12 protein-coding genes and 2 pseudogenes are annotated in these 20586 nt (G+C 66.0%); 6 read left to right on the forward strand and 8 right to left on the reverse strand.

Translation table 11 applies throughout. The features are described from left to right. The first annotated feature begins 178 nt into the window (after positions 1 to 178). Complete coding sequence (locus QX121_RS02850; protein WP_315811116.1) at positions 179 to 2329, forward strand: methyl-accepting chemotaxis protein; 2151 nt, start codon at positions 179 to 181, stop codon at positions 2327 to 2329. Positions 2330 to 2341: 12 nt separating this feature from the next. Here the strand turns inward: QX121_RS02850 and QX121_RS02855 are convergent, their stop codons facing one another. After that, the gene (locus QX121_RS02855) at positions 2342 to 2896 is read right to left on the reverse strand and encodes a DUF3124 domain-containing protein (protein ID WP_315811134.1); all 555 of its coding nucleotides are present in this window, start codon (positions 2894 to 2896) and stop codon (positions 2342 to 2344) included. Between the two features lie 25 nt (positions 2897 to 2921). Here QX121_RS02855 and QX121_RS02860 point away from each other — a divergent pair, with 25 nt between their 5' ends. Both QX121_RS02860 and upp read left to right on the forward strand, forming a co-directional pair. Then, positions 2922 to 4649 (forward strand): cation:proton antiporter, encoded by a 1728-nt coding sequence (locus QX121_RS02860; protein ID WP_315755609.1) that lies wholly within the window; start codon positions 2922 to 2924, stop codon positions 4647 to 4649. A gap of 53 nt (positions 4650 to 4702) precedes the next feature. Further along, positions 4703 to 5338: a uracil phosphoribosyltransferase gene (upp, locus tag QX121_RS02865; protein ID WP_315755610.1), complete on the forward strand. Its 636-nt coding sequence runs from the start codon at positions 4703 to 4705 to the stop codon at positions 5336 to 5338. A gap of 15 nt (positions 5339 to 5353) precedes the next feature. On the opposite strand, the gene QX121_RS02870 is transcribed toward upp, so the two are convergent. The 5 genes and pseudogenes from QX121_RS02870 to QX121_RS02890 form a co-directional block, all read right to left on the reverse strand. Then, a complete protein-coding gene (locus QX121_RS02870) occupies positions 5354 to 6256 on the reverse strand; it encodes a DMT family transporter (RefSeq protein WP_409999302.1) in 903 nt (300 codons plus the stop codon). Between the two features lie 111 nt (positions 6257 to 6367). Next, a pseudogene (locus tag QX121_RS02875) lies at positions 6368 to 7273 on the reverse strand (NAD(P)-dependent oxidoreductase); the annotation flags it as partial. Next, positions 7252 to 8386 (reverse strand): peptide chain release factor 2 gene (gene prfB / locus QX121_RS02880; protein ID WP_315737783.1). Its coding sequence is split into 2 segments (ribosomal slippage): positions 7252 to 8316 and positions 8318 to 8386, totalling 1134 coding nucleotides; the frame shifts between segments, so codons are not numbered across the junction. The pseudogene QX121_RS02875 and the gene prfB, both read right to left, overlap by 22 nt. Before the next feature lie 117 nt (positions 8387 to 8503). Continuing rightward, entirely contained in the window at positions 8504 to 11011 is a 2508-nt protein-coding gene (locus QX121_RS02885) for a penicillin-binding protein 1A (RefSeq protein WP_315737782.1), read from the reverse strand. A 230-nt stretch (positions 11012 to 11241) separates the two neighbouring features. Then, entirely contained in the window at positions 11242 to 12567 is a 1326-nt protein-coding gene (locus QX121_RS02890; protein WP_315798563.1) for an N-acetylmuramoyl-L-alanine amidase, read from the reverse strand. Positions 12568 to 13373: 806 nt separating this feature from the next. On the opposite strand from QX121_RS02890, the gene QX121_RS02900 reads away from it, so the two are divergent. Beyond that, the gene (locus tag QX121_RS02900; protein ID WP_409999303.1) at positions 13374 to 16577 is read left to right on the forward strand and encodes an Rne/Rng family ribonuclease; all 3204 of its coding nucleotides are present in this window, start codon (positions 13374 to 13376) and stop codon (positions 16575 to 16577) included. 72 nt (positions 16578 to 16649) lie between these two features. Here QX121_RS02900 and QX121_RS02905 read toward each other — a convergent pair. Together QX121_RS02905 and QX121_RS02910 are read right to left on the reverse strand one after the other, a co-directional pair. Beyond that, positions 16650 to 16838, reverse strand: a pseudogene (locus QX121_RS02905) (cation:dicarboxylate symporter family transporter); the annotation flags it as partial. 12 nt (positions 16839 to 16850) lie between these two features. Beyond that, the gene (locus QX121_RS02910; RefSeq protein WP_315737780.1) at positions 16851 to 18050 is read right to left on the reverse strand and encodes a pyridoxal phosphate-dependent aminotransferase; all 1200 of its coding nucleotides are present in this window, start codon (positions 18048 to 18050) and stop codon (positions 16851 to 16853) included. A 152-nt stretch (positions 18051 to 18202) separates the two neighbouring features. Here QX121_RS02910 and QX121_RS02915 point away from each other — a divergent pair, with 152 nt between their 5' ends. Beyond that, positions 18203 to 19597, forward strand: coding sequence for a M48 family metalloprotease (locus QX121_RS02915; protein ID WP_315737779.1), 1395 nt, complete (start codon positions 18203 to 18205; stop codon positions 19595 to 19597). Between the two features lie 128 nt (positions 19598 to 19725). Beyond that, complete coding sequence (locus tag QX121_RS02920) at positions 19726 to 20490, forward strand: DsbA family protein (RefSeq protein ID WP_315737778.1); 765 nt, start codon at positions 19726 to 19728, stop codon at positions 20488 to 20490. The last annotated feature ends 96 nt before the right edge of the window (positions 20491 to 20586 follow it).

Raw genomic sequence — 20586 nt, forward strand, 5'->3', positions numbered from 1 at the left:
TGCGGTATCAATTGCTGGTTGTTTGAGGTGGTGCCCAGCTCCCGCCCCACTGCAATGCACAACGCGTAGTCCTACGGTGCCCATCTTTTACGCAACCTTTAACGGATTGGGGCCTCTTGTTAGTTCCAAGGTTGGCATTCCGACACCGAATACGACTGGGCAGCTGGAGTTCATATCCGTGCGCAAGAATCTACCCGTCACGTCCAACGAATACCCGATCACCGACGAGACGCTGATCGTCTCGCGCACCGATCTCAAGGGCAAGCTGACCTATTTCAACGACCAGTTCGTCGACGCCGCCGGCTTTACGCCGGACGAGCTGATGGGCCAGCCGCACAACATCATCCGTCATCCCGACATGCCGGAGGCCGCATTCGCCAACCTCTGGGACACGCTGAAGCAAGGCAAGCCGTGGGCCGGCGCCGTCAAGAACCGCCGCAAGAACGGTGACTTCTACTGGGTGCAGGCGACCGCGTCGGCGATCCGCGAGAATGGCGAGATCACGGGCTACACCTCCATCCGCACCAAGCTGCCGGCCGAGCAGCGCGCCGAGGCCGAGAAGGTCTACGGGCTGCTGAATCAGAACAAGGCGCAGGGCTACGCGATCAGCGCGGGCGTCATCCGCTGCCGCTCGGTGTTCGACCGCCTGTCGCTGTTCACGGGTACGCTCAGGGCGCGCCTGACGACCTTGGCCGCGGTGCTGGGCGTGTTCATGCTGATCATCGGCGCGGCCGGCCTGCTGTCGACCCGCTCCACCAACGTCGCCATGAAGTCGCTGTACGAAGATCGCACGATCCCGCTGGCGCAATTGCTCGAGATCAACGATCGCACCTTGCAGAACATGTCGTCGCAACAGTCCGCGGCGGCGAACGGCAAGGCCGGAAAACCGATCGACGGCATCAGGGCGCTGGTGGACGGAAACAGCGCCAGGATCACCAAGGTGTGGGCCGACTACATGGCGAGCTACCTGACGCCGGAGGAGAAGATCGCCGCCGATGCCTTCGCGATCAGACGCAAGGCCTATCTGGAAGAAGGCATCAGGCCAGGATTGGCTCTGCTCGAGCAGGGCAAGTTCGACGAGGCGAGCCAGCATATCGCCACCAAGGGGCATGATCTGTTCGAGGCCGCCAAGCACGAGCTCGACAAGCTCGTTCAGATCCAGGTGAAGGAAGGCAAGGCGCTCTACGAGGAGGCCGAGAGACAATATCTGGTGGTGCTCGCGATCATTTCTGTGATGATCCTGGCGGGTATCGGAATCGGTGCTACGTTCAGCCTGCAGAGCATCCGCGCGGTGCTGCGGCCGCTCAAGGTGCTCAACGACGCGATGCAGAACATCAGCCAGGGCAAGCTCGACAACCGCATCCCGGTGGAGCGCGACGACGAGCTCGGCGAGGCGCTGCGCAACCTGCAGACCGTGCAGGCGATCGTCCGCTTCAACAGCGAGGAAGTGAGGGCTGTGCAGCACTCGGCCGAGGTCAAGCGCAAGGCCGGAATGAACAAGCTCGCCAGCGAATTCGAAAGCGCGATCGGCGGCATCGTGCAGACGGTATCTTCGGCGTCGTCGCAGCTCGAGACGTCCGCCGGCACGCTGACCTCGACCGCGACGCGCTCGCAGGAGCTCGCCACCACCGTGGCCGCCGCGTCCGAGCAGGCCGCGACGAACGTGCAGTCGGTCGCCTCGGCCACCGAGGAACTGACTTCGTCGGTGACCGAGATCAGCCGCCAGGTGCAGGAATCGGCGCGCATCGCCAACGGCGCCGTCGATCAGGCGCGCACCACCAACGACCGCGTCAACGAGCTCTCGAAGGCAGCTGCGAGGATCGGCGACGTGGTCGAGCTGATCAACACCATCGCCGGCCAGACCAACCTGCTGGCGCTGAACGCTACCATCGAGGCGGCGCGCGCCGGCGATGCCGGCCGCGGCTTCGCCGTGGTCGCGTCCGAGGTCAAGGCGCTCGCCGAGCAGACCTCGAAGGCCACCGGTGAGATCGCCCAGCAGATCTCGGGCATCCAGGCGGCGACGCAGGAATCGGTGTCGGCGATCCGGGAGATCAGCACGACGATCGAGCGGCTGTCGGAAATCTCCTCGACCATCGCCGCCGCCGTCGAGCAGCAGGGCGCGGCGACGCAGGAGATCTCGCGCAACATCCAGGAGGCGTCGCGCGGCACCGCCGAGGTCAATGCCAACATCGTCGACGTCCAGCGCGGCGCCTCGCAGACCGGCTCTGCCTCGGGCAACGTGCTGTCGGCCGCGCAGTCGCTGTCGCAGGAGAGCGACCGGCTGCGGCAGGAGGTCGACCGATTCCTCGGCAACGTGCGGGCGGCCTGAGCCGCCCCGCGCTCACCGCCCGGTCAGCCGGATCGGGCGGCCCTGACTGATGAAGGCGTAATGGCCGGTGCCGATGCCGCCGACCATCAGCGCCTCGACGACGGGCTCGGCGATCTCACCGGTCGCGGCCCAGTCGATGACGAAATTGGCGCCCGTGCCGCCGCGGGTGTCCTTGATGGGCACGAAGACCTCGACGGTCGCGAACGGCTTCAAGGCGACGGGCTCGCGCAGATGCGCCTCCACCAGCGTGCCGGCCGTATCGTAATAGTTGATGCGCCGGACGATCAGCGGCCGCTGCTCGGAGGCGTTGTGGATGCTCAGCGTCACCGAGAAATCGGCCTGGACCCGGCCCGGGGTCATCGCGACGCTGGAATAGACGGGGACATAGACGGCGCCCGTGACCGTGACGGGCTCCGCCGGAACTGGCGTCAGCGAGCTCGCGAAAGCGGCGGTCACGTCGTCCGCGGCCTGCGCCGCGCCGACCGCAGCAGCTGCGATGAGCAGCAGCGCGAATGCGCCGGTCCGGATGTGACAGATTGCGGGTTTCCTTGCGCGGCGGCACGACATAAGTTGCCGCCCCGGGGGTTGCTTCATGCATGAACTGATCGGCGACATCACGCTCTGCATCCTGTTTGCGTGGGTGCTTGGACTGGCAGCGCATAAATGGCGCCAGCCCTCGATTCTCGCTTATCTGGTCGCGGGCTTCGCCATTGGCCCCTTCGGCACCGGCTGGGTCAAGTCCCAGGAGTCGATTTCGGTGATCTCCGAGCTCGGCCTGATCTTCATGCTGTTCATGATCGGGCTCGAGATCGACCTCAAGAAGATCATCCGCGCCGGCCCGGTGATTCTCATCGCGGGCGGCGTCCAGCTGCTCGGCGGCGCCGCGCTCGGCATCCTGTTCTTCGTCGCGATCGGCATGCGGATGGGCGCCGAAAGCTACGACGCGCTCTATCTCTGCGTCGCCTGCGCGCTGTCCTCGACCGTCATTATCGTCAAGGTGCTGTACGAGAAGCGCGAGCTCGACACCCTGCCCGGCCGCATCACGCTCGGCGTGCTCGTGCTGCAGGATGTGTTCGCGATCCTGTTCCTGGCGGTGCAGCCGAGCCTCGACGACCTCCATGTCAGCGTGATCCTGCTGTCGTTCGCCCGCGCCGGCACGCTGGTCGCGATCGCCCTGCTCCTCAGCCGCTACGTCTTGCCGCCGGTGTTCCATCGCATCGCGCGTACCCCGGAGCTGATCCTGCTCGGCGCGCTGGCCTGGTGCTTCCTGATCGGCGAGATCGCAGAAAGGCTGCACCTGTCACGCGAGATGGGCTCGCTGGTCGCGGGCGTCTCGCTATCGACCTTCCCCTATGCGCTCGACGTCACCGCCAAGGTCACGACGTTGCGCGATTTCTTCATCACGCTGTTCTTCGTCGCGCTCGGCATGACCATCCCGATCCCGACGATGTCCGTTGTCGGGCTGGCGCTGGTGATCGCGCTGTTCACGGTGGCGAGCCGGCTGCTCACCACGTTCACGCCGCTGTACATGATGCGGCAGGGCCTGCGCGCCAGCCTGCTGCCGGCGCTCAACCTGGCCCAGATCAGCGAATTCTCGCTGGTGGTGATCCAGACCGGCGCGGCCGCCGGTCACCTCAAGAACGGCACGTCGAGCGCGGCGTCTTTTGCCTTCGTGCTGCTCGCGGTGCTCTCGACCTTCGTCATCGTCCGCTCCGATCCGATCGCGCGGCGAAGCATCCCGCTGCTCAAGCGGATCGGTCTGCGCGACCTCGATGCAAGCAAGGATGGCGAGGCCGGCCACGAGGGCGGACACGGCGCCGGGCGTCCGATCGTGCTACTCGGATTCTTCCGCACCGCCAGCGCCCTCCTCAGCGAAATCGAGCGCAGCCAGCCGGCGCTGCTGGAGCAGATCGGCGTGGTCGATTTCAATCCGGTGGTGTTTCGCACCCTGTCCGATCGCGGCATCCAGGTGACTTATGGCGACATCAGCAATGTCGACACGCTGGTTCATGCGGGGGTCGGCCAGGCCGAGCTGATCATCCTGAGCATCCCGGATTCGCTGCTCAAGGGCGCCAACAACGAGAAGCTGGTGCGGCACGTCCGCAGCATTAATGCCACGGCCAAGATCGTCGCCACCGCCGACCTGCTCGCGGACGTCAACGATCTCTACGACGCCGGCGCCGACTATGTGACGGTGCCGCGGCTCAGCGATGCGCAGGTTCTGCTCAACCTGATCCAGGACGCCAGCGCCGGGCTGTTGTCGGAGCGCCGCAACGAGGCCGAGGCCATGCTCGCCGATCGCCGCGAGGTGCTGCCATGAGGCCGGCGCGCATCCATCTTCCACAGAATCTCCGATCCCGCTGGACTTGAAGCATGGCAAACACGAACGTTCACGTCGTCGATCACCCGCTGGTCCAGCACAAGCTCTCGCTGATGCGCGAGCGTGACCGCTCGACCAAGGGCTTCCGTGAGCTGTTGAACGAGATCGGCATGCTGCTGGCCTACGAGGTCACGCGCGACCTGCCGCTCGAGCTGGTGGACATCGAAACGCCGATCGCGCCGATGAAGGCGCCGAAGATCGCCGGCAAGAAGCTGACGCTTGCGCCGATCCTGCGCGCCGGCGTCGGCTTCCTCGACGGCATGCTGGCGCTGATGCCGTCCGCGCGCATCGCCCATATCGGCCTGTACCGTGACCCGAAGACGCTGCAGGCCGTCGAGTACTATTTCAAGGCGCCGCAGGACCTGACCGACCGCACCGTGATCCTGATGGACCCGATGCTCGCGACCGGCAATTCGGCCTGCGCGGCAGCCGAGCTCCTCAAGACGCGCGGCGCCCGCGACATCCGCTTCGTCTGCCTGCTGGCGGCACCTGAGGGCATCGCGCAATTCGAGAAGGAGCATCCGGACATTCCAATCTGGACCGCCGCGATCGACGAGAAGCTGAACGACCACGCCTACATCGTGCCCGGTCTCGGCGATGCTGGCGATCGGATGTTCGGCACGAAGTGATCGTGCGCGAGCGGTTCAGCAGGACGGTCGCGGCGAAGGACGAATGACGCTGAAGATGCGACCATCGATCACCAGCAGCGCACTCCCGATCACCAGCGCACCGCCGATCTCCCGCAACGAGATGCTTTCGCCGAGCACCAGCGACCCGAGCAGGATCGTCGTCAACGGGATCAACAACGTCACCAGCGTCACGTTGGTTGCACCGGAGCGGCGCAGGATTTGGAAGAACACGATATAGGCGAAGGCCGTCGACAGCACCGCAAGCCCGATGACCGCGAGCCAGGTCTGCAGTCCGGGAATTGGAGGACGCCATGGCTGGTCGACGACAGCGGCGATGGCCAGCATCATCACGCTGGAAGCCGAGAGCTGGAAGGTGGCGGTCGCAAGCGGCGGCGAATGGGCGAGATGGCGGCGCACCAGCAGCGCGGCGATACCGTAGCTGAGCGACGCGCCGAGACCGAACAGAAAGCCGTAGCCGCCTCCCGAGCCGTCGAGCCCCGGCCCACCTCGCAGGATCACGACGCCGACGAAGCCTACAACCAGACCCGCTGCCCGCCGGGCCGACAGCCTTTCCTCTCCCGCGGCTGCCATCACCACGATCGTGAACAGCGGCGTCGTCGCATTGAGGACGGCAGCAAGGCCGGAGGTGATGAACGTCTGGCCGATCACGATCAGGCAGAACGGCACGACATTGTTGAACAGCGCCACGGCAAAGAACGGTCGCCAGCCGGCAACCCCCTTGGGAAAGCCGAGCCCGCGCAGCCGCAACAGCGGCAGCAGGATCGCGGCCGCCAACACGATGCGCAGCAGCACCAGCGTCAGCGGCGGCAATTCCTTCAAGGCAAGGCCGTTGAAGATGAAAGATCCGCTCCAGAGCAGCGACAGCAGCCCAAGCAGCGACCAATCCCGCGTGTCCATCCTGTCGTTCGGGGATGTCATCACCGCAAACCGCTGTTCAATGTCCGCGTGAACGTTGCAGATGAAGCGGAGCAAGGTCCACCCGCTTTCCGTCGGCGCAGACGTCGCGCTCTACCGCGTATCTCTTGGCCGCGAGACCAGCTCGATCATGCGGCCTTCGTCCTCATCCGGCATCGCCGCCTTCGCCCGCGCATAGGCATCGACGGCTGCCTGGGCCATGACGGGACGCTCACCGAGCAGCTCCTCGGCGAGCTGCAGCGCATAGGCTGCATCCTTGTGACGGAGCGCCGCCGTGAAGCTGGCATCGGCAAAGTTGCGCGCGATCATGCGCGGCGCGTGGCGCAGAACCTGCGGGCTCGCCGCGACGCCGCCCTGGATCGCCTCCAGCACGAGGTTCATGTCGAGCCCGGCCTGCTCGGCGATCGCGAGGCCTTCGGCGAGACCTGCGATCTGCATCGCGCCAAGCAGATTGTTGATCAGCTTGTAGACTGTCCCGGCGCCCACGGGCCCGAAATGGCGAATGGTCGAGCCGATCGGCGCCAGATACGGTCGCGCGCGGTCGAGATCGGCGGCGTCGGCGCCGACCAGCAAGGTCAGCTTGCCGCTCGCGGCCGCGTCGGGCAGCCCGGTCACCGGACAGTCGAGATAGGTCACGCCGCGCGCATCCAGCTCGCGCGACAGGCGCAGCGCATGGTCGCGCGACACGGTCGAGCATTCGATCGCGATCGTGCCGACCCGCATGGTGGCCGCGGCGCCATCCGGCCCGAGCCACACCGCGCGCGAGGCGTCGTCATCAGCCACCATCGTAACGACCGCATCGGCATCGATTGCCGCATCAGCTGGCGAGGTCGACCAGCGCGCGCCGCGCGCGATCAGATCCTCCGCCTTCGCCCGGCTGCGATTCCAGACTGCGACGGAATAGCCTGCGTCGAGATAACGACCGGCCATGCCATGGCCCATGCGCCCGAGCCCGATGAAGGCAACGCGCACCACGCTCAATCGACGTCCTCGATCGCAGCGCCTGGCGTCGTGCCGAACGCGCGCTGCGCCAGCGTCGCCGCCATGAACTCGTCGAGATCGCCGTCGAGCACGCCGGCGGTGTCGGACGTCTGCACGCCGGTGCGCAGATCCTTCACCATCTGATACGGCTGCAGCACGTAGGAACGGATCTGGTGACCCCAGCCGATCTCGGTCTTGGCCGCCTGGTCGGCCGCCGCTTTCTCCTCGCGCTTCTTCAACTCGATCTCATAGAGACGTGCGCGCAGCATGTCCCAGGCCTGAGCGCGGTTCTTGTGCTGTGAGCGACCGGCCTGACAGACCACGGCAACGCCGGTCGGGATGTGCGTCAGCCGCACCGCCGATTCGGTCTTGTTGACGTGCTGGCCGCCGGCGCCGCCCGACCGCATCGTGTCGACCCGGACATCGGACTCCTTGATGTCGATCTTGATGCTGTCGTCGATGACCGGGAAGATCTGCACCGAAGAGAACGAGGTGTGCCGCCGCGCATTCGAATCGAACGGCGAGATTCGGACCAGACGATGCACGCCGGCTTCCGTCTTCAGCCAGCCATAGGCGTTATGGCCGGAGATCTGGATGGTCGCGGACTTGATGCCGGCTTCTTCACCCAGCGATTCTTCGAGATACTCGACCTTGAAGCCATGGGTCTCGGCCCAGCGCGTGTACATGCGCAGCAGCATCTGCGCCCAGTCCTGGCTCTCGGTGCCGCCGGCGCCGGCATGGACCTCGAGATAGGTGTCGAACTTGTCGGCCTCGCCGGACAGCAGCGCCTCGAGCTCGCGCCGCGCGACCTCCTTCTTCAGCTCCTTGAGCGCATTCTCGGCTTCAGTGACGACCCCCGGATCGTTCTCGGCCTCGCCGAGCTCGATCATCTCGATGTTGTCGCTGAGCTCACGCTCGACCTTGCCAATGCCGGTCAGCGAATCCTCCAGCGAGGTCCGCTCCTGCATCAGCCGCTGAGCTTTTTGGGGGTCGTTCCAGAGATTGGGATCTTCGGCGAGCTTGTTCAGCTCAGCGAGCCTTGCCGTCGATGTCTCGACGTCAAAGATGCCTCCTCAGCAGCCCGACCGACTGCTTGATCTCTTCTACGATTTTCTCGATTTCGGCGCGCATGTCGCTCTCTTCAGGCCACGGCTCGAAGCGCCGCGGCATCATCTCTCACAGGGGGATGTAACGGCGCTCGGCGCAAAGCGCAATCGCTCTGCACCGCACCAGCACAGTTTCGCCCGTCTAGTAGAGGCTACCGGTACCCGGACGGATGATGAAGCTGCCCGCATCAGGCTGGCCGCCGCCCTGCGACGGCATCACACGTCCATCGGCGTCGGCGACACCGATGACCGAGTAGTTGTCCGGCGGCGCCGTACCAGGCTTGAACGCCTCCATGATGGTACGGCCGCCGTCGCCCGGGCTCGCCCGCATGCCGGTCTTGGCGTCGACACGCACCAGCTTGATGCCAGCCGGGATCTTGAAGGGCGTGGCCGGCTTGTCGGCCAGCGCGAGCTTCATGAAATCTTTTGCGATCGGCGCGGCCAGATGACCGCCGGTCGCAGCATTACCCTTACCGAGCGGCCGCGGCTTGTCGTAACCCATGTAGATCGCGACGGCGAGGTCCGGCGAGAAGCCGACGAACCATGCGTCCTTGGCCTCGTTGGTGGTGCCGGTCTTGCCGGCGATCGGCTTGCCGACCTCCCTGAGCACGGTTGCCGTACCCGCCTGCACCACCCCCTCGAGCATCGAGGTGATCTGATAGGCGGTCATCGAATCCAGCACCTGCTCGCGGCGGTCGACCAGTTGCGGCTCGCTCTGGTTCTTCCAGCCGTCCGGCGCGTCGCAGCCGCGGCACTCGCGGGCATCATGCTTGAAGATGGTGTGGCCGTAGCGATCCTGGATCCGGTCGATCAGCGTCGGCTTCACCCGGCGGCCGCCATTGGCCATCATCGAATAGGCCGTGACCATGCGCATGGCCGTGGTTTCGCCCGCACCGAGTGCGTAGGACAGGTAATTCGGCAGTTCGTCATAGACTCCGAACCGTTTGGCATACTCGGAAATCAGCGGCATGCCGACGTCCTGCGCGAGACGCACGGTCACCGTGTTCAGCGACAGGCGCAGCGCGTTGCGCAAGGTCGTGGGCCCGAGATACTTGCCGTTGGTAAAGTTTTCGGGGCGCCAGACCTGGCCACCCTGCCCCTGGTCGATCTCGATCGGTGCGTCGACGACCTGGGTCGACGGCGTATAGCCGTTGTCGAGCGCTGACGAATAGACGATCGGCTTAAATGACGATCCGGGCTGCCGGTAGGCCTGCGTTGCCCGGTTGAACTGGCTCTGGTCGAAGGAGAAGCCGCCGACCATCGCGAGCACACGGCCCGTATTCGGATCCATGGCAACCATCGCGCCGGACACTTCGGGCAGTTGCTCGAGGCGATACTGGCCTTCGACCGGATTGCCTTCCTTGTACAGCGGATCCGCATAGATCACGTCGCCCGGCTGCAGCACCTGGGCGACCGACGTCGGCACCTTGCCACGGCCATTGGCCGTCGCAGCCCGCGCCCATTTCACGCCGTCGAGCGTGATCAGGCCAGTCTGGCGCTCCTTGCTCACGGCGCCGCCGAGCTCGCGCGGCGGCTGGAAGCCGATGCGGGCGGACTGGTCGCTGGTCTCGAGCACCACGGCCATCCGCCACGGTGAGATGTCCGAGAGCGATTTGATGTCCGCGAGCTTCACGCCCCAGTCGCCCGAAGTATCGAGCTTGGAGACAGGCCCGCGATAGCCCTGCTCCTGGTCGTACCTCACGAGTCCGGCGACCATGGCCTTGCGCGCCATGACCTGGATCTTCGGATCGAGCGTCGTCCGGACGGACAGGCCGCCCTCGTAGAGCTTCTTCTCGCCATAACGCTCGAAGATGTCACGGCGCACTTCCTCGGCGAAATATTCACCTGCAAAGATGTGGGCGCCGGTGTTGCGGCTCGCAATCGTCAGCGGGTCCTTGCGCGCCTTGTCGGCGTCGGCCTGCTTGATCCAGCCGTTCTCAAGCAGACGATCGACGACATAGTTGCGGCGCTCGATGGCGCGGTCGCGATTCCGGATCGGATGCAGGCTGCCCGGCATCTTCGGCAGAGCCGCCAGATAGGCGGCCTCGGCCACCGTCAGTTCGTTGACCGACTTGTCGAAATAGACCAGCGACGCCGCGGCGATGCCGTAGGCGCCGGAGCCGAGATAGATCTCGTTGAGATAGAGCTCGAGAATCTTGTCCTTCGAGTAGGTGCGCTCGATGCGCATCGCCAGCAGCGCTTCCTTGATCTTGCGGGCGAACGATACCTCGTTGGTCAGCAGGAAGTTCTTGGCGACCTGCTGCGTGATCGTCGAGGCACCCTGCGGGCGGCGATTCGAGCCGAAGTTCTGGGCGTAGACCACGGCAGCGCGCGCCATGCCGGTGAAGTCGATGCCGCCATGCTCGTAGAAGTTCTTGTCCTCGGCGGCGAGGAAGGCGTTGATGACGAGCTTGGGAACCGCCTGGATCGGCAGGTACAGCCGACGCTCCCGGGCATATTCACCGACCAGCGAGCCGTCGGCCGCGTGCACGCGCGTCATCACCGGCGGCTCATAATCCTGCAGCTGGGAGTAATCAGGCAGGTCCTTGGAAAAATGCCAGATCAGGCCGGCCGCTGCTGCCACACCGACCAGGAACAAGACGGTACCGGCCGCGAACAGGAAGCCCAAAAACCGCACCAGAAAGCGCATCGGCGAATATCCGTTCCAACTCTTGTTTCGTCTCTCGGCTCGGACGCGGCGCACCCACGGGCGCTACCGCCAAAAATCACACGGTCGGCTGCAATGCCACGTGACCCATGCCAGAGAAACGCACGGTCAAGCCTATCAGCGGTCAAGCCTATCACAAGTCTGCCGAGAAGGAATCTTCACTGATTCCGGGTGCCTCGCAGCACGTTTATAGGGATGTTGCTGTGGCCAAACTAGGGCTTTGCGCGTACCGGCCCCGGCTTGTCCGGCCTGTCGGGGCCCGCATTGGCGATGCGCTTGGCCAGAAAGGCATCGATCGCCCGCGCCATTGCGTCCGCCGTGCGCGACCGCCATGCGTCGGAGACCAAGTTTCCCATATCGCCCTTATTGGAGACATAGCCGAGTTCGACCAGCACGGATGGCACGTCGGGCGCCTTGAGCACGCGGAAACCGGCCGATTTGAGCGGACGCTTATGCATATGCACCGCCGTCTTCATGTCGTTCATCAGCAGACGGGCGAACCGGTTGGAAAACGTCCGCGTTTCCCGGCGGGCCAGATCGATCAGGATGTCGGCCACGTCAGCCGGCTCCTCCGTCAGATTGACCCCGCCGATCTGGTCGGCGCGGTTCTCGGCCTCGGCCAGCCGTTCCGCCTCGACGTCGGACGCCTTGTCGGACAGCGTGTAGATGGTCGCGCCCTGCGCAGTGCCCTCACCTCGCGGCAGCGCATCGGCGTGGATGGAGACGAACAGCGCCGCCGACTGCTTCTGGGCGATGCGGACCCGGTCTCCGAGCGGGATGAAGGTGTCGTCGTCTCGGGTCATGACCACGCGGAACTTGCCCGACCGTTCCAGCCGGTCGCGCAGCGCCTGGCCGAAGGCGAGCACCAGATTCTTCTCCGGCACCTCCCCGCCCTGTGTGCCGTAGTCGACGCCACCATGACCGGGGTCGATCACGATCACGGGGCGGGTGTCCGGCGGGCCGTCCGTCGGAAGGGGGGCGATGGCAACCGTGGTCGGCGGCGGCCGGACTGCCGGCGGCGCAGGGTTTCCTGCGACAGCGACCGACGCCGTCGCGGAACTCGAATCGGCAGGCCTGGCGGCAAGACGACTGTCGCTGCCGATGGCGCGGGCGAAGGTCGCCTCGTCGACCTCCTCCAGTTCGAGCACCAGCCGCGGCGGCTGACCGTTGGCGGCATCCAGCACAGTGGAGTTGGCGATTCGGGCCGGGCCGGTGAGATCGAACACGATGCGGGACCCACCGGGCATCACCATCCCATAGCGGAACGCCTTCACCAAACCCCGGCCGCTGGTCCCGGCTCCGGTGGGCAGATGAAAGCTGACCTGGGGCAGGTCGACGACGACGCGATAGGGTTCGCTGAGCAGGAAGGCTCGAAACGGCACCGTCCGGTCGAGATCGAGCACGAATCGGGTCTGTCGGGAATCGCCGGCGACCCGCGCATCGGTGGCGATCGGGAACCCGGGCCCGACCACGGCAGGCGGCACCTGGCCGACCGGCCCACTCTGGGCGCGGGCCGGAATGACGGCCGCACATAACATTTGCGTGACGCACAGCGACGCGCATCCCAGCAAAGAAAGGTAATTCGCCCGGCCAGCTGCCAAATCGATGCCTCCGCGGGATGGTCTTACCGCAACCAATCCCAGGGGTTAACCGCCAAATTTTGTCATTTTCGTTAAAGGCCACCGATTGTTGCGGTTCCGCGACGCTTCGCTTGCGCGACCTGACCATTCCTCGTATGTACGAAGGGCTGAAGGCTAATCCTTACTGCCGGTTGTGTCGCGTTCAACCTCCCGGTGAAACGCCGGAAGCTTCGTGATCGGGGTGCTCGGTATCGGGTCCTCGATCGTGGCGGAGATTCCAGCGCCTTTCCGACGCTCCACCAAAGCCTGCGCGATCCCGCGCGGCCGCAACGGAGAGCCGGTCACGAGCCGAGTGGCGCCTGTCAGGCGCCTCCTCGCAGAGACCGCCCGGGCACCAGGTCAGACACGGTATAGCCTGATACCGCACCCGTGACAGGGTGGGTATTCGATCCAGGCAAGCGTTTCGGCGCAATCTGGCCTTCGGCAACAGAGCAAGGCGGCACCCGCTGCCGCCCACGTATTCCAGACGGGCCGACGCTTGATGCGCCAGACTGAGTTGCCAACCATGACCAGCGGACGATCCGCGCCGATGCGGGGCCAGACCCCTGCCCGGCCAATCGCCCCGCCGGCATCAGGGTTGGCGCGGCGCGACCAGCTGCGTTTAGGCCTTCCCCTCACCCCCGAATCAGGTGGACCGTCGCGTCATCCGACAGCGCGCCACGCGCTCGCGGCCAATCGCGCCCGTCGCCTCCAAGAGTTCCAATATGCCCAACAAGATGTTGATCGATGCTACCCACCCGGAAGAGACCCGGGTCGTTGTCGTCCGCGGCAACCGCGTCGAGGAATTTGATTTCGAAACGGCCCAACGCAAGCAGCTCCGCGGCAACATCTACCTGGCCAAGGTTACCCGCGTTGAGCCCTCGCTGCAGGCCGCCTTCGTCGAGTATGGCGGCAACCGCCACGGCTTCCTGGCCTTCAGCGAAATCCATCCGGACTATTATCAGATCCCGGTCGCCGACCGGCAGGCTCTGATCGAGGCCGAGGAGCGCGCGCACCGCGAAGCCGAAGAGGAAAGCGAGAACCGCTCCAATCGCCGCCGCAACCGGCACCGCAGTTCGCGACGCCGCGGCAGCGGCGAACGGGTTCAGAGCGAGATCGTCGAGGCCGCCGAGGCAGGCCTCCCTGCCCAGCCCCAAGGGCATGAGGCCGACCACGAGGCGCATGAGCACCACGCCTATGCGCAGGACGATCAGCCGCACGCCGACGCGACCGATCCCAGCGAGGCGCAGGGCTTCTCCGAGGGCCCGGTCAAGGCCCAGGGTCAGGACGCGCCGGGCGAAGCTCACCACGGTGCAGCCGACGAATCGCGCGACCAGGCCGACGAGCCGCATGATGCCGTCGCCGCGCAGGACCGTGTGGCGGCTGCGGAACAGCCCGCCGGCGAAGCCGCGGACACCGCGGTCGCGCAGAACGGCGACGCGACCTCTGCCGAGGCGGCCAGCCCCGCTGTCGCCGCCGAAGAGCACGACGAAGAATATGACCATGCAAGCCATGATCATGACGAGCATGGTCATGACGATCACGATCACGACGAACATGATCACCACGATGACGGCGCGCCCGTAGCCGAGCATGACGGCAACGGCGTCACGATCGTGCCGGGCGACGACAACGGCGCCGAATCCGGGTCCGGCGACCACGAGGACGACGAGGACGACGGCGAAGAGATCGAGGAAGAGCTCGTTGAATCCGTCGGCGGCGATGACGTGCTGGAAGAAGTGCCTGAGCGCACCTTCCGCCCGCGCCGCCAGTACAAGATCCAGGAGGTCATCAAACGCCGCCAGGTGATGCTGGTGCAGGTCGTGAAGGAGGAGCGTGGCAACAAGGGCGCGGCGCTGACGACCTATCTGTCGCTGGCCGGCCGCTACGCCGTGCTGATGCCGAACACGGCGCGCGGTGGCGGCATCAGCCGCAAGATCACCTCGGCGCAGGACCGCTCGCGGCTGAAGGAAGTGGTGCAGGACCTCGACGTGCCCGAGGGCATGGGCGTCATCCTGCGCACCGCCGGCGCCAACCGCACCAAGCCCGAGATCAAGCGCGACTTCGAATATCTGCTGCGGCTGTGGGAAACGGTCCGCGACATGACCTTGAAGTCGCAGGCCCCGACCCTGGTCTACGAGGAAGGCTCGCTGATCAAGCGCTCGCTGCGCGACCTCTACAACAAGGAGATCGACGAAATCCTGGTGGCCGGCGAAGCCGGCTATCGCGAGGCGCACGACTTCATGAAGATGCTGATGCCGACCAACGTCCGGGCGGTGAAGCAGTATCGCGACGGCCAGCCGCTGTTCTCGCGCATGGGCGTCGAGAGCCAGCTCGACGCGATGTTCTCGCCGACCGTCCAGCTGCGCTCGGGTGGCTACATCGTGCTCAACCAGACCGAAGCGCTGGTCTCGATCGACGTGAACTCCGGCCGCGCCACGCGCGAGCATCACATCGAGGACACCGCGCTCAAGACCAATATGGAGGCCGCCGAGGAAGTGGCGCGCCAGCTCCGGCTGCGCGACCTCGCCGGGCTGATCGTCATCGACTTCATCGACATGGACGAGAAGCGCAACAACCGCTCCGTCGAGCGCAAGCTGTCGGACTGCCTGCGGCAGGATCGCGCGCGCATCCAGGTCGGCCGCATCTCGCATTTCGGCCTGCTGGAGATGTCGCGCCAGCGCATCCGCGCCAGCGTGCTGGAAAGCTCGACCGAGCCGTGCGCGCATTGCGGCGGCACCGGCCACGTGCGCTCGGTATCCTCGGTGGCGCTGCAGCTCTTGCGCAGCCTCGAAGAGACGCTGATGAAGGGCGCGACCCACAACCTCGTGGTCCGCACCCGCACCGAGGTGGCGCTCTACGTGCTCAACCACAAGCGCGGCCATTTGCGCGACCTCGAGAACAGCTTCAAGGTGTCGCTCGCGGTCATCGCCGATCCGACTGTGAGCGGCCAGCAATCCTTCATCATCGATCGCGGCGAGCAGGTGCATACGCTCGAGGCCGCCAAGGCGCTGCTCGCGGCGCAGGCCTCCGCGCCGCCGCTGGTGGCCGAGGAAGTCTTCGACGACGAGGAGACGTTCGACATCGAGACGGAATCCGAGGTCGAGACCGAGGAGACCGAAGGTCTGTCCGAGGACGCGGCCGACGGCAGCGCTGCCGACGGCGAGCGGGACGGCGCGCGCCGCAAGCGGCGACGGCGCCGGCGCGGCCGCGGCGGCGAGACCCGCGAGGGCACGCTGCCTGAAGGAACGGCCGGACTGCAGCCCGCAGAGCCGGGCCTTGCCGCCGAGCAGTCAGCCGAGGACTCCGACGGCGAAGACGACGAGTCGGAGGAACAGCCTGCGTTCGCCCAAGGCGAGCAGACGGATCAGCCTGGCGGCGAGCGGCGTCCGCGCCGGCGTGGACGCCGCGGCGGTCGCCGTCGGCGCGGTGGCGCGGAAGAAGGTCTCGCCGCGTCAATCGGCGACGAGCTAGCGCCGGCTTCGGCATCGGAGGCAGAAGCCGCCGTGGCCGATTTCGACGGCAATGGCGCTTCCCGCCACGACGAGGAAGAACCGGCCGAACCCGCGGCGCCGGTCCATGCGGCGGCCGCAGCCGAGGCCGATGAGCCCATCGCTGACGCCTCCGTGCCCGTGCCCCAGGCTGCTCCTCGACAACCCGAAGTGCAGCAGACCGAGGCTCCGAAGACGGAATCCGAGAAGACCCCGCGCCGTTCGACGGTTCGCGAGAAGGTCAGCTTCCTCACCGAGCCCAGGCCCGAGAGCGCGGTTTCGGCCGTCAACGTCGCCGAGAGCAGCGCGCCCGCTCCGGCTGTCGACGTCGCTGCGTCCGAGCCGGTTGCCACCGAGCCGGCGGCCACCGATTCCTCGTCCCCTGCGGCCCCGCGCCGGGCCGGCTGGTGGTCCCGCCGTTTCGGTGGCGGGCAGTAAGCCCCCCGCTTTCCGACGCTTCAATGCAAAGCGCCCGGCCAGATGGCCGGGCGTTTTCATATGACGTTCTTCCATGGCACCGAATGCGCCGACCGGCGCCGACTTCATGACGATGGCGATGACGCCGAACACCGCATGCGCTGTACCGTCGATCACGTCCCGCGGCCGCTGACCGCGCTCGCCGCGCGATATCAGCGCGAAGCCGAACGGGATCGCGAACGGCAGCACCTGCAGGATGTCGCCGCGCGCCAGGGCGCCGACGCCCTGCCCGCCCTACGCGAGCCAGCGGGCGATCCGGGAGACGGCCTCGCGCATGTCCTCGGCCGAACGCGCATAGGAAAAGCGCACGAAGCTGCGGCCGTGGATCGGATCGAAGTCGACGCCCGGCGTGGCCGCAACATGGGTCTCCTCCAGCATCCGCTTGGCGAAGTCGAAGCTGTCGGAGGTGAAGTCGGACACGTCGGCATAGAGGTAGAACGCGCCGTCGGCCGGCAGAAAGCGGGTCAGGCCGGCCTTCGGGAAACCCTCGATCAGGATGCGGCGGTTCTCCTGATAACCGTGCTTGATGGTCTCCATTTCGGTCCGGCCGTCGAACGCCGCTTCCGCAGCGATCTGCGACAGGGTCGGAACCGAAATCGCGAGGTTCTGCTGCAGACGCTCGATCGGCCGCGCCAGCGCATCCGGCACCACCATCCAACCGATGCGCCAGCCGGTCATGCAGAAGTACTTCGAGAACGAGTTGATGATCAGGGCCTCGCTTGACAGCTCCGCCGCCGTCACCGCCGGAAACGCGTAGTCCAGACCGTGATAGATCTCGTCGGAGATGAAGCGGATGCCCGCATCGCGCGCGGCTGCGATGACGCCGCCCAGCGCCTCACGCGACATCATGGTGCCGGTCGGATTGGCGGGACTTGCCACCAGCACGCCCTTCAGCGGCGTCTTGCGGTGAACGGCAAGCAGCGCCTCGCCGGTCAGGGCGTGACGGTTCTCCGCCGTGGTCTCGATCAGCACCGGCTCGCAGCCCAGCGCCGTCAGGATGTGGCGATAGGGCGGATAGCCAGGCACGGTCACGGCCACGCGATCGCCGGGCTCGAACATCGCCAGGAACGCGAGGATGAATCCGGCCGAGGATCCCGTCGTGATCACGATCCGCGCCGGATCGATCTCGCAAGCGTGCGTCTCGCGATAGTGCCGCGCGATTCGCTGTCGCAGCGACAGCAGGCCGAGCGCCGAGGTGTAATCGATGCGTGCCTGATCGAGCGCAGCGTGCGCGGCCGCGATGGCCGCTCGCGGCGCAGGCGCCGCAGGTTGGCCGACCTCCATGTGGATGACATGTCCGCCGCCCGCCTCGATCCGCTCGGCCGCAGCCATCACGTCCATCACCATGAACGGCGGAACATTGCTGCGCGCGGACGGCGCCGTCAGGTTGGCGATCCGCTGTTCCAATGTCGGTATCACTGTCGCATCCACCATCGATATCTGCTATTGACCCCGGCTGTTCGGACCCGCTCCGTGAACCGGTCGAGGTCAGCCCATGGGCCTCATTCGCCGCAGATGAGCCGCATTCCGCCGTTTGGTGGGCAATAGCCCGTCTCGAGCCTCGCGCCAATTGCAAAGATCGCCTGATGTCGCTCCGTATCGTGCTTCGCAAGAAACTGTCCGGCGGGCTTGCCGCGGTCGTCGCTGCGGCCGTGACGCTGGCGCCGCTCGCGCCTGCGTCGGCGCAGCAAGGCAAGGGACCGCCGATCCTGCGCGACACCGAGACCGAGGTGCTGCTGCGTGAATATACGCGGCCGATCCTGCGCGTCGCCGGACTCGAAAGGCAGAACATCCAGATGGTCATCATCAACGATGCGTCCTTCAACGCGTTCGTTGCCGACGGCCGCCGCATCTTCGTCAATTACGGCGCGATCCTTCAGTCGGAAAATCCGAACCAGCTGATCGGCGTTCTCGCGCACGAGACCGGCCATCTCGCCGGCGGCCATCTCGCCAAGCTGCGCCAGCAGCTCGCCACCGCCCAGACCCAGATGATCATCGCCACCATTCTCGGCGCCGGCGCCCTCGCCGTCGGCGCGCGCGGCGGCGGCAGCGGCCTCGCCAATGCCGGCGCCGCGACGCTGTCCGCGCCGGGCGAGGTCATCCGCCGCTCGCTGTTGTCGTATCAGCGCCAGCAGGAGGAGAACGCCGACCGTGCGGGGGTGAAATTCCTCACTGCGGCAGCGCAATCGCCGAAGGGCATGTACGAGACGTTCAAGCGCTTCACCAATGAGAGCCTGTTCGCCGCGCGTGGCGCCGACCCCTATCTGCAATCACATCCGATGCCGGCCGATCGCGTCGAGGCGCTCGAGGGCCTTGCGCGCCAGAGCCCCTATTGGGACAAGAAGGACGACCCCGCGCTGCAGCTCCGCCACGACATGGTCCGGGCCAAGATCTCGGCCTTCATGGAACGGCCGGACACGGTGGCACGGCGATATCCCTTGTCGGACACCAGCCTGCCCGCCCGCTACGCCAGGGCAATCTCCACCTACCTGCATGGCGACCTGCGCAGCGCCCTGAGCCAGATCGACGCCCTGATCCAGGTGCAACCCAACAACGCCTATTTCTACGAGGTCCGTGGCCAGGCCCTGCTGGAGGGCGGCCGTCCCACTGAGGCGATCGCCCCGCTGCGCAAGGCGGTGCACCTGTCCAATAACGCTCCGCTCATCGAGATGTTACTTGGTCAGGCCTTGGTGGCATCCGAGAACAAAGCCTACACTGACGAGGCGATCTCGATCCTGCGCGCGGCAGTCGCGCGCGAATCCGAGGCACCGCTCGGCTATTCCCAGCTCGCGATGGCCTATGGCCGCAAGGGCGACTATGCGGAGGCGGATCTCGCCTCGGCGCAGGCCGCCTTCCTGCGTGGCGACAACAAGACGGCGCGCGAGCTTGCCTCGCGTGCGAAAACCCGCTTCGCGGTAGGGTCGCCGGGCTGGGTCAAGGCCGACGACATCGTCACGGCAAAGCCGCTTTCCGGCCAGTAATGTGTCGGACAGCGGGGGTTGGCGCCCGTTGAAGTTTTGAATTACTGCTATCATCCGATCCAGAATATCAAGATACCGATCACGACCATCGACAAGGACCCGATCATTTGACCCAGAGGACCTCCTTCATGCCGTCAGTCCGCACGCTCATTCCCGCGATGTTGTTCGCGCTTTCGCTCTGCGGCGTGCCTCAGCTCGCGTCGGCGGAGAGCTTCTCCGACAGCCAGCGTGGCGAGATCGAGACCATCGTCCGAAACTACCTGATCGCGCATCCCGAGGTGCTCGAAGAGGCGATGGCCGAGCTGCAGAAGCGCCAGACGGCGGCCGAGGCGGCCAAGCACGAGGCCAGCATCAGCAAGAACGCCGAAACCATCTTCAACTCGCCGCGCGGTGTCGTGCTCGGCAACAAGGATGGCGACGTCACGTTCGTCGAGTTCTTCGATTACAATTGCGGCTACTGCAAGCGCGCGATGGCCGACATGATGGACCTGATGAAGAGCGACCCGAAGCTGAAGGTCGTGCTCAAGGAATTTCCGGTGCTGAGCCAGGGCTCGGTCGAGGCCGCGCAGGTCGCGGTTGCCGTTCGGATGCAGGCCCCGCAGAAATATCTCGACTTCCACCAGAAGCTGCTCGGCGGCCGCGGCCAGGCCGACAAGGCCCACGCGCTCGCGGTGGCCAAGGAACTCGGCCTCGACATGGCCCGCGTCGAGAAGGACATGGCGAGCCCCGAGGCCAAGGCGACGATCGAGGAGAACTTCAAGCTCGCCGAGGAGATGGGCATGAACGGCACGCCGAGCTACGTGATCGGCAAGCAGGTCGTGATCGGCGCCGTCGGCGTCGAGGGCCTGCGCGAGAAGATCAGCACGGCCCGCTGCGGCAAGGCGAGCTGCTGAGCATATCTGTCAAAGCGTCTCGCCATCACGAGATCAATCGAAGGCCGGCTGTATCAGCCGGCCTTCTGCTTTTGCCGTGAGCCGGTGAAGAAGCAA

Source organism: Bradyrhizobium sp. SZCCHNR2028, from assembly GCF_032380995.1.
GTDB lineage: Bacteria > Pseudomonadota > Alphaproteobacteria > Rhizobiales > Xanthobacteraceae > Bradyrhizobium.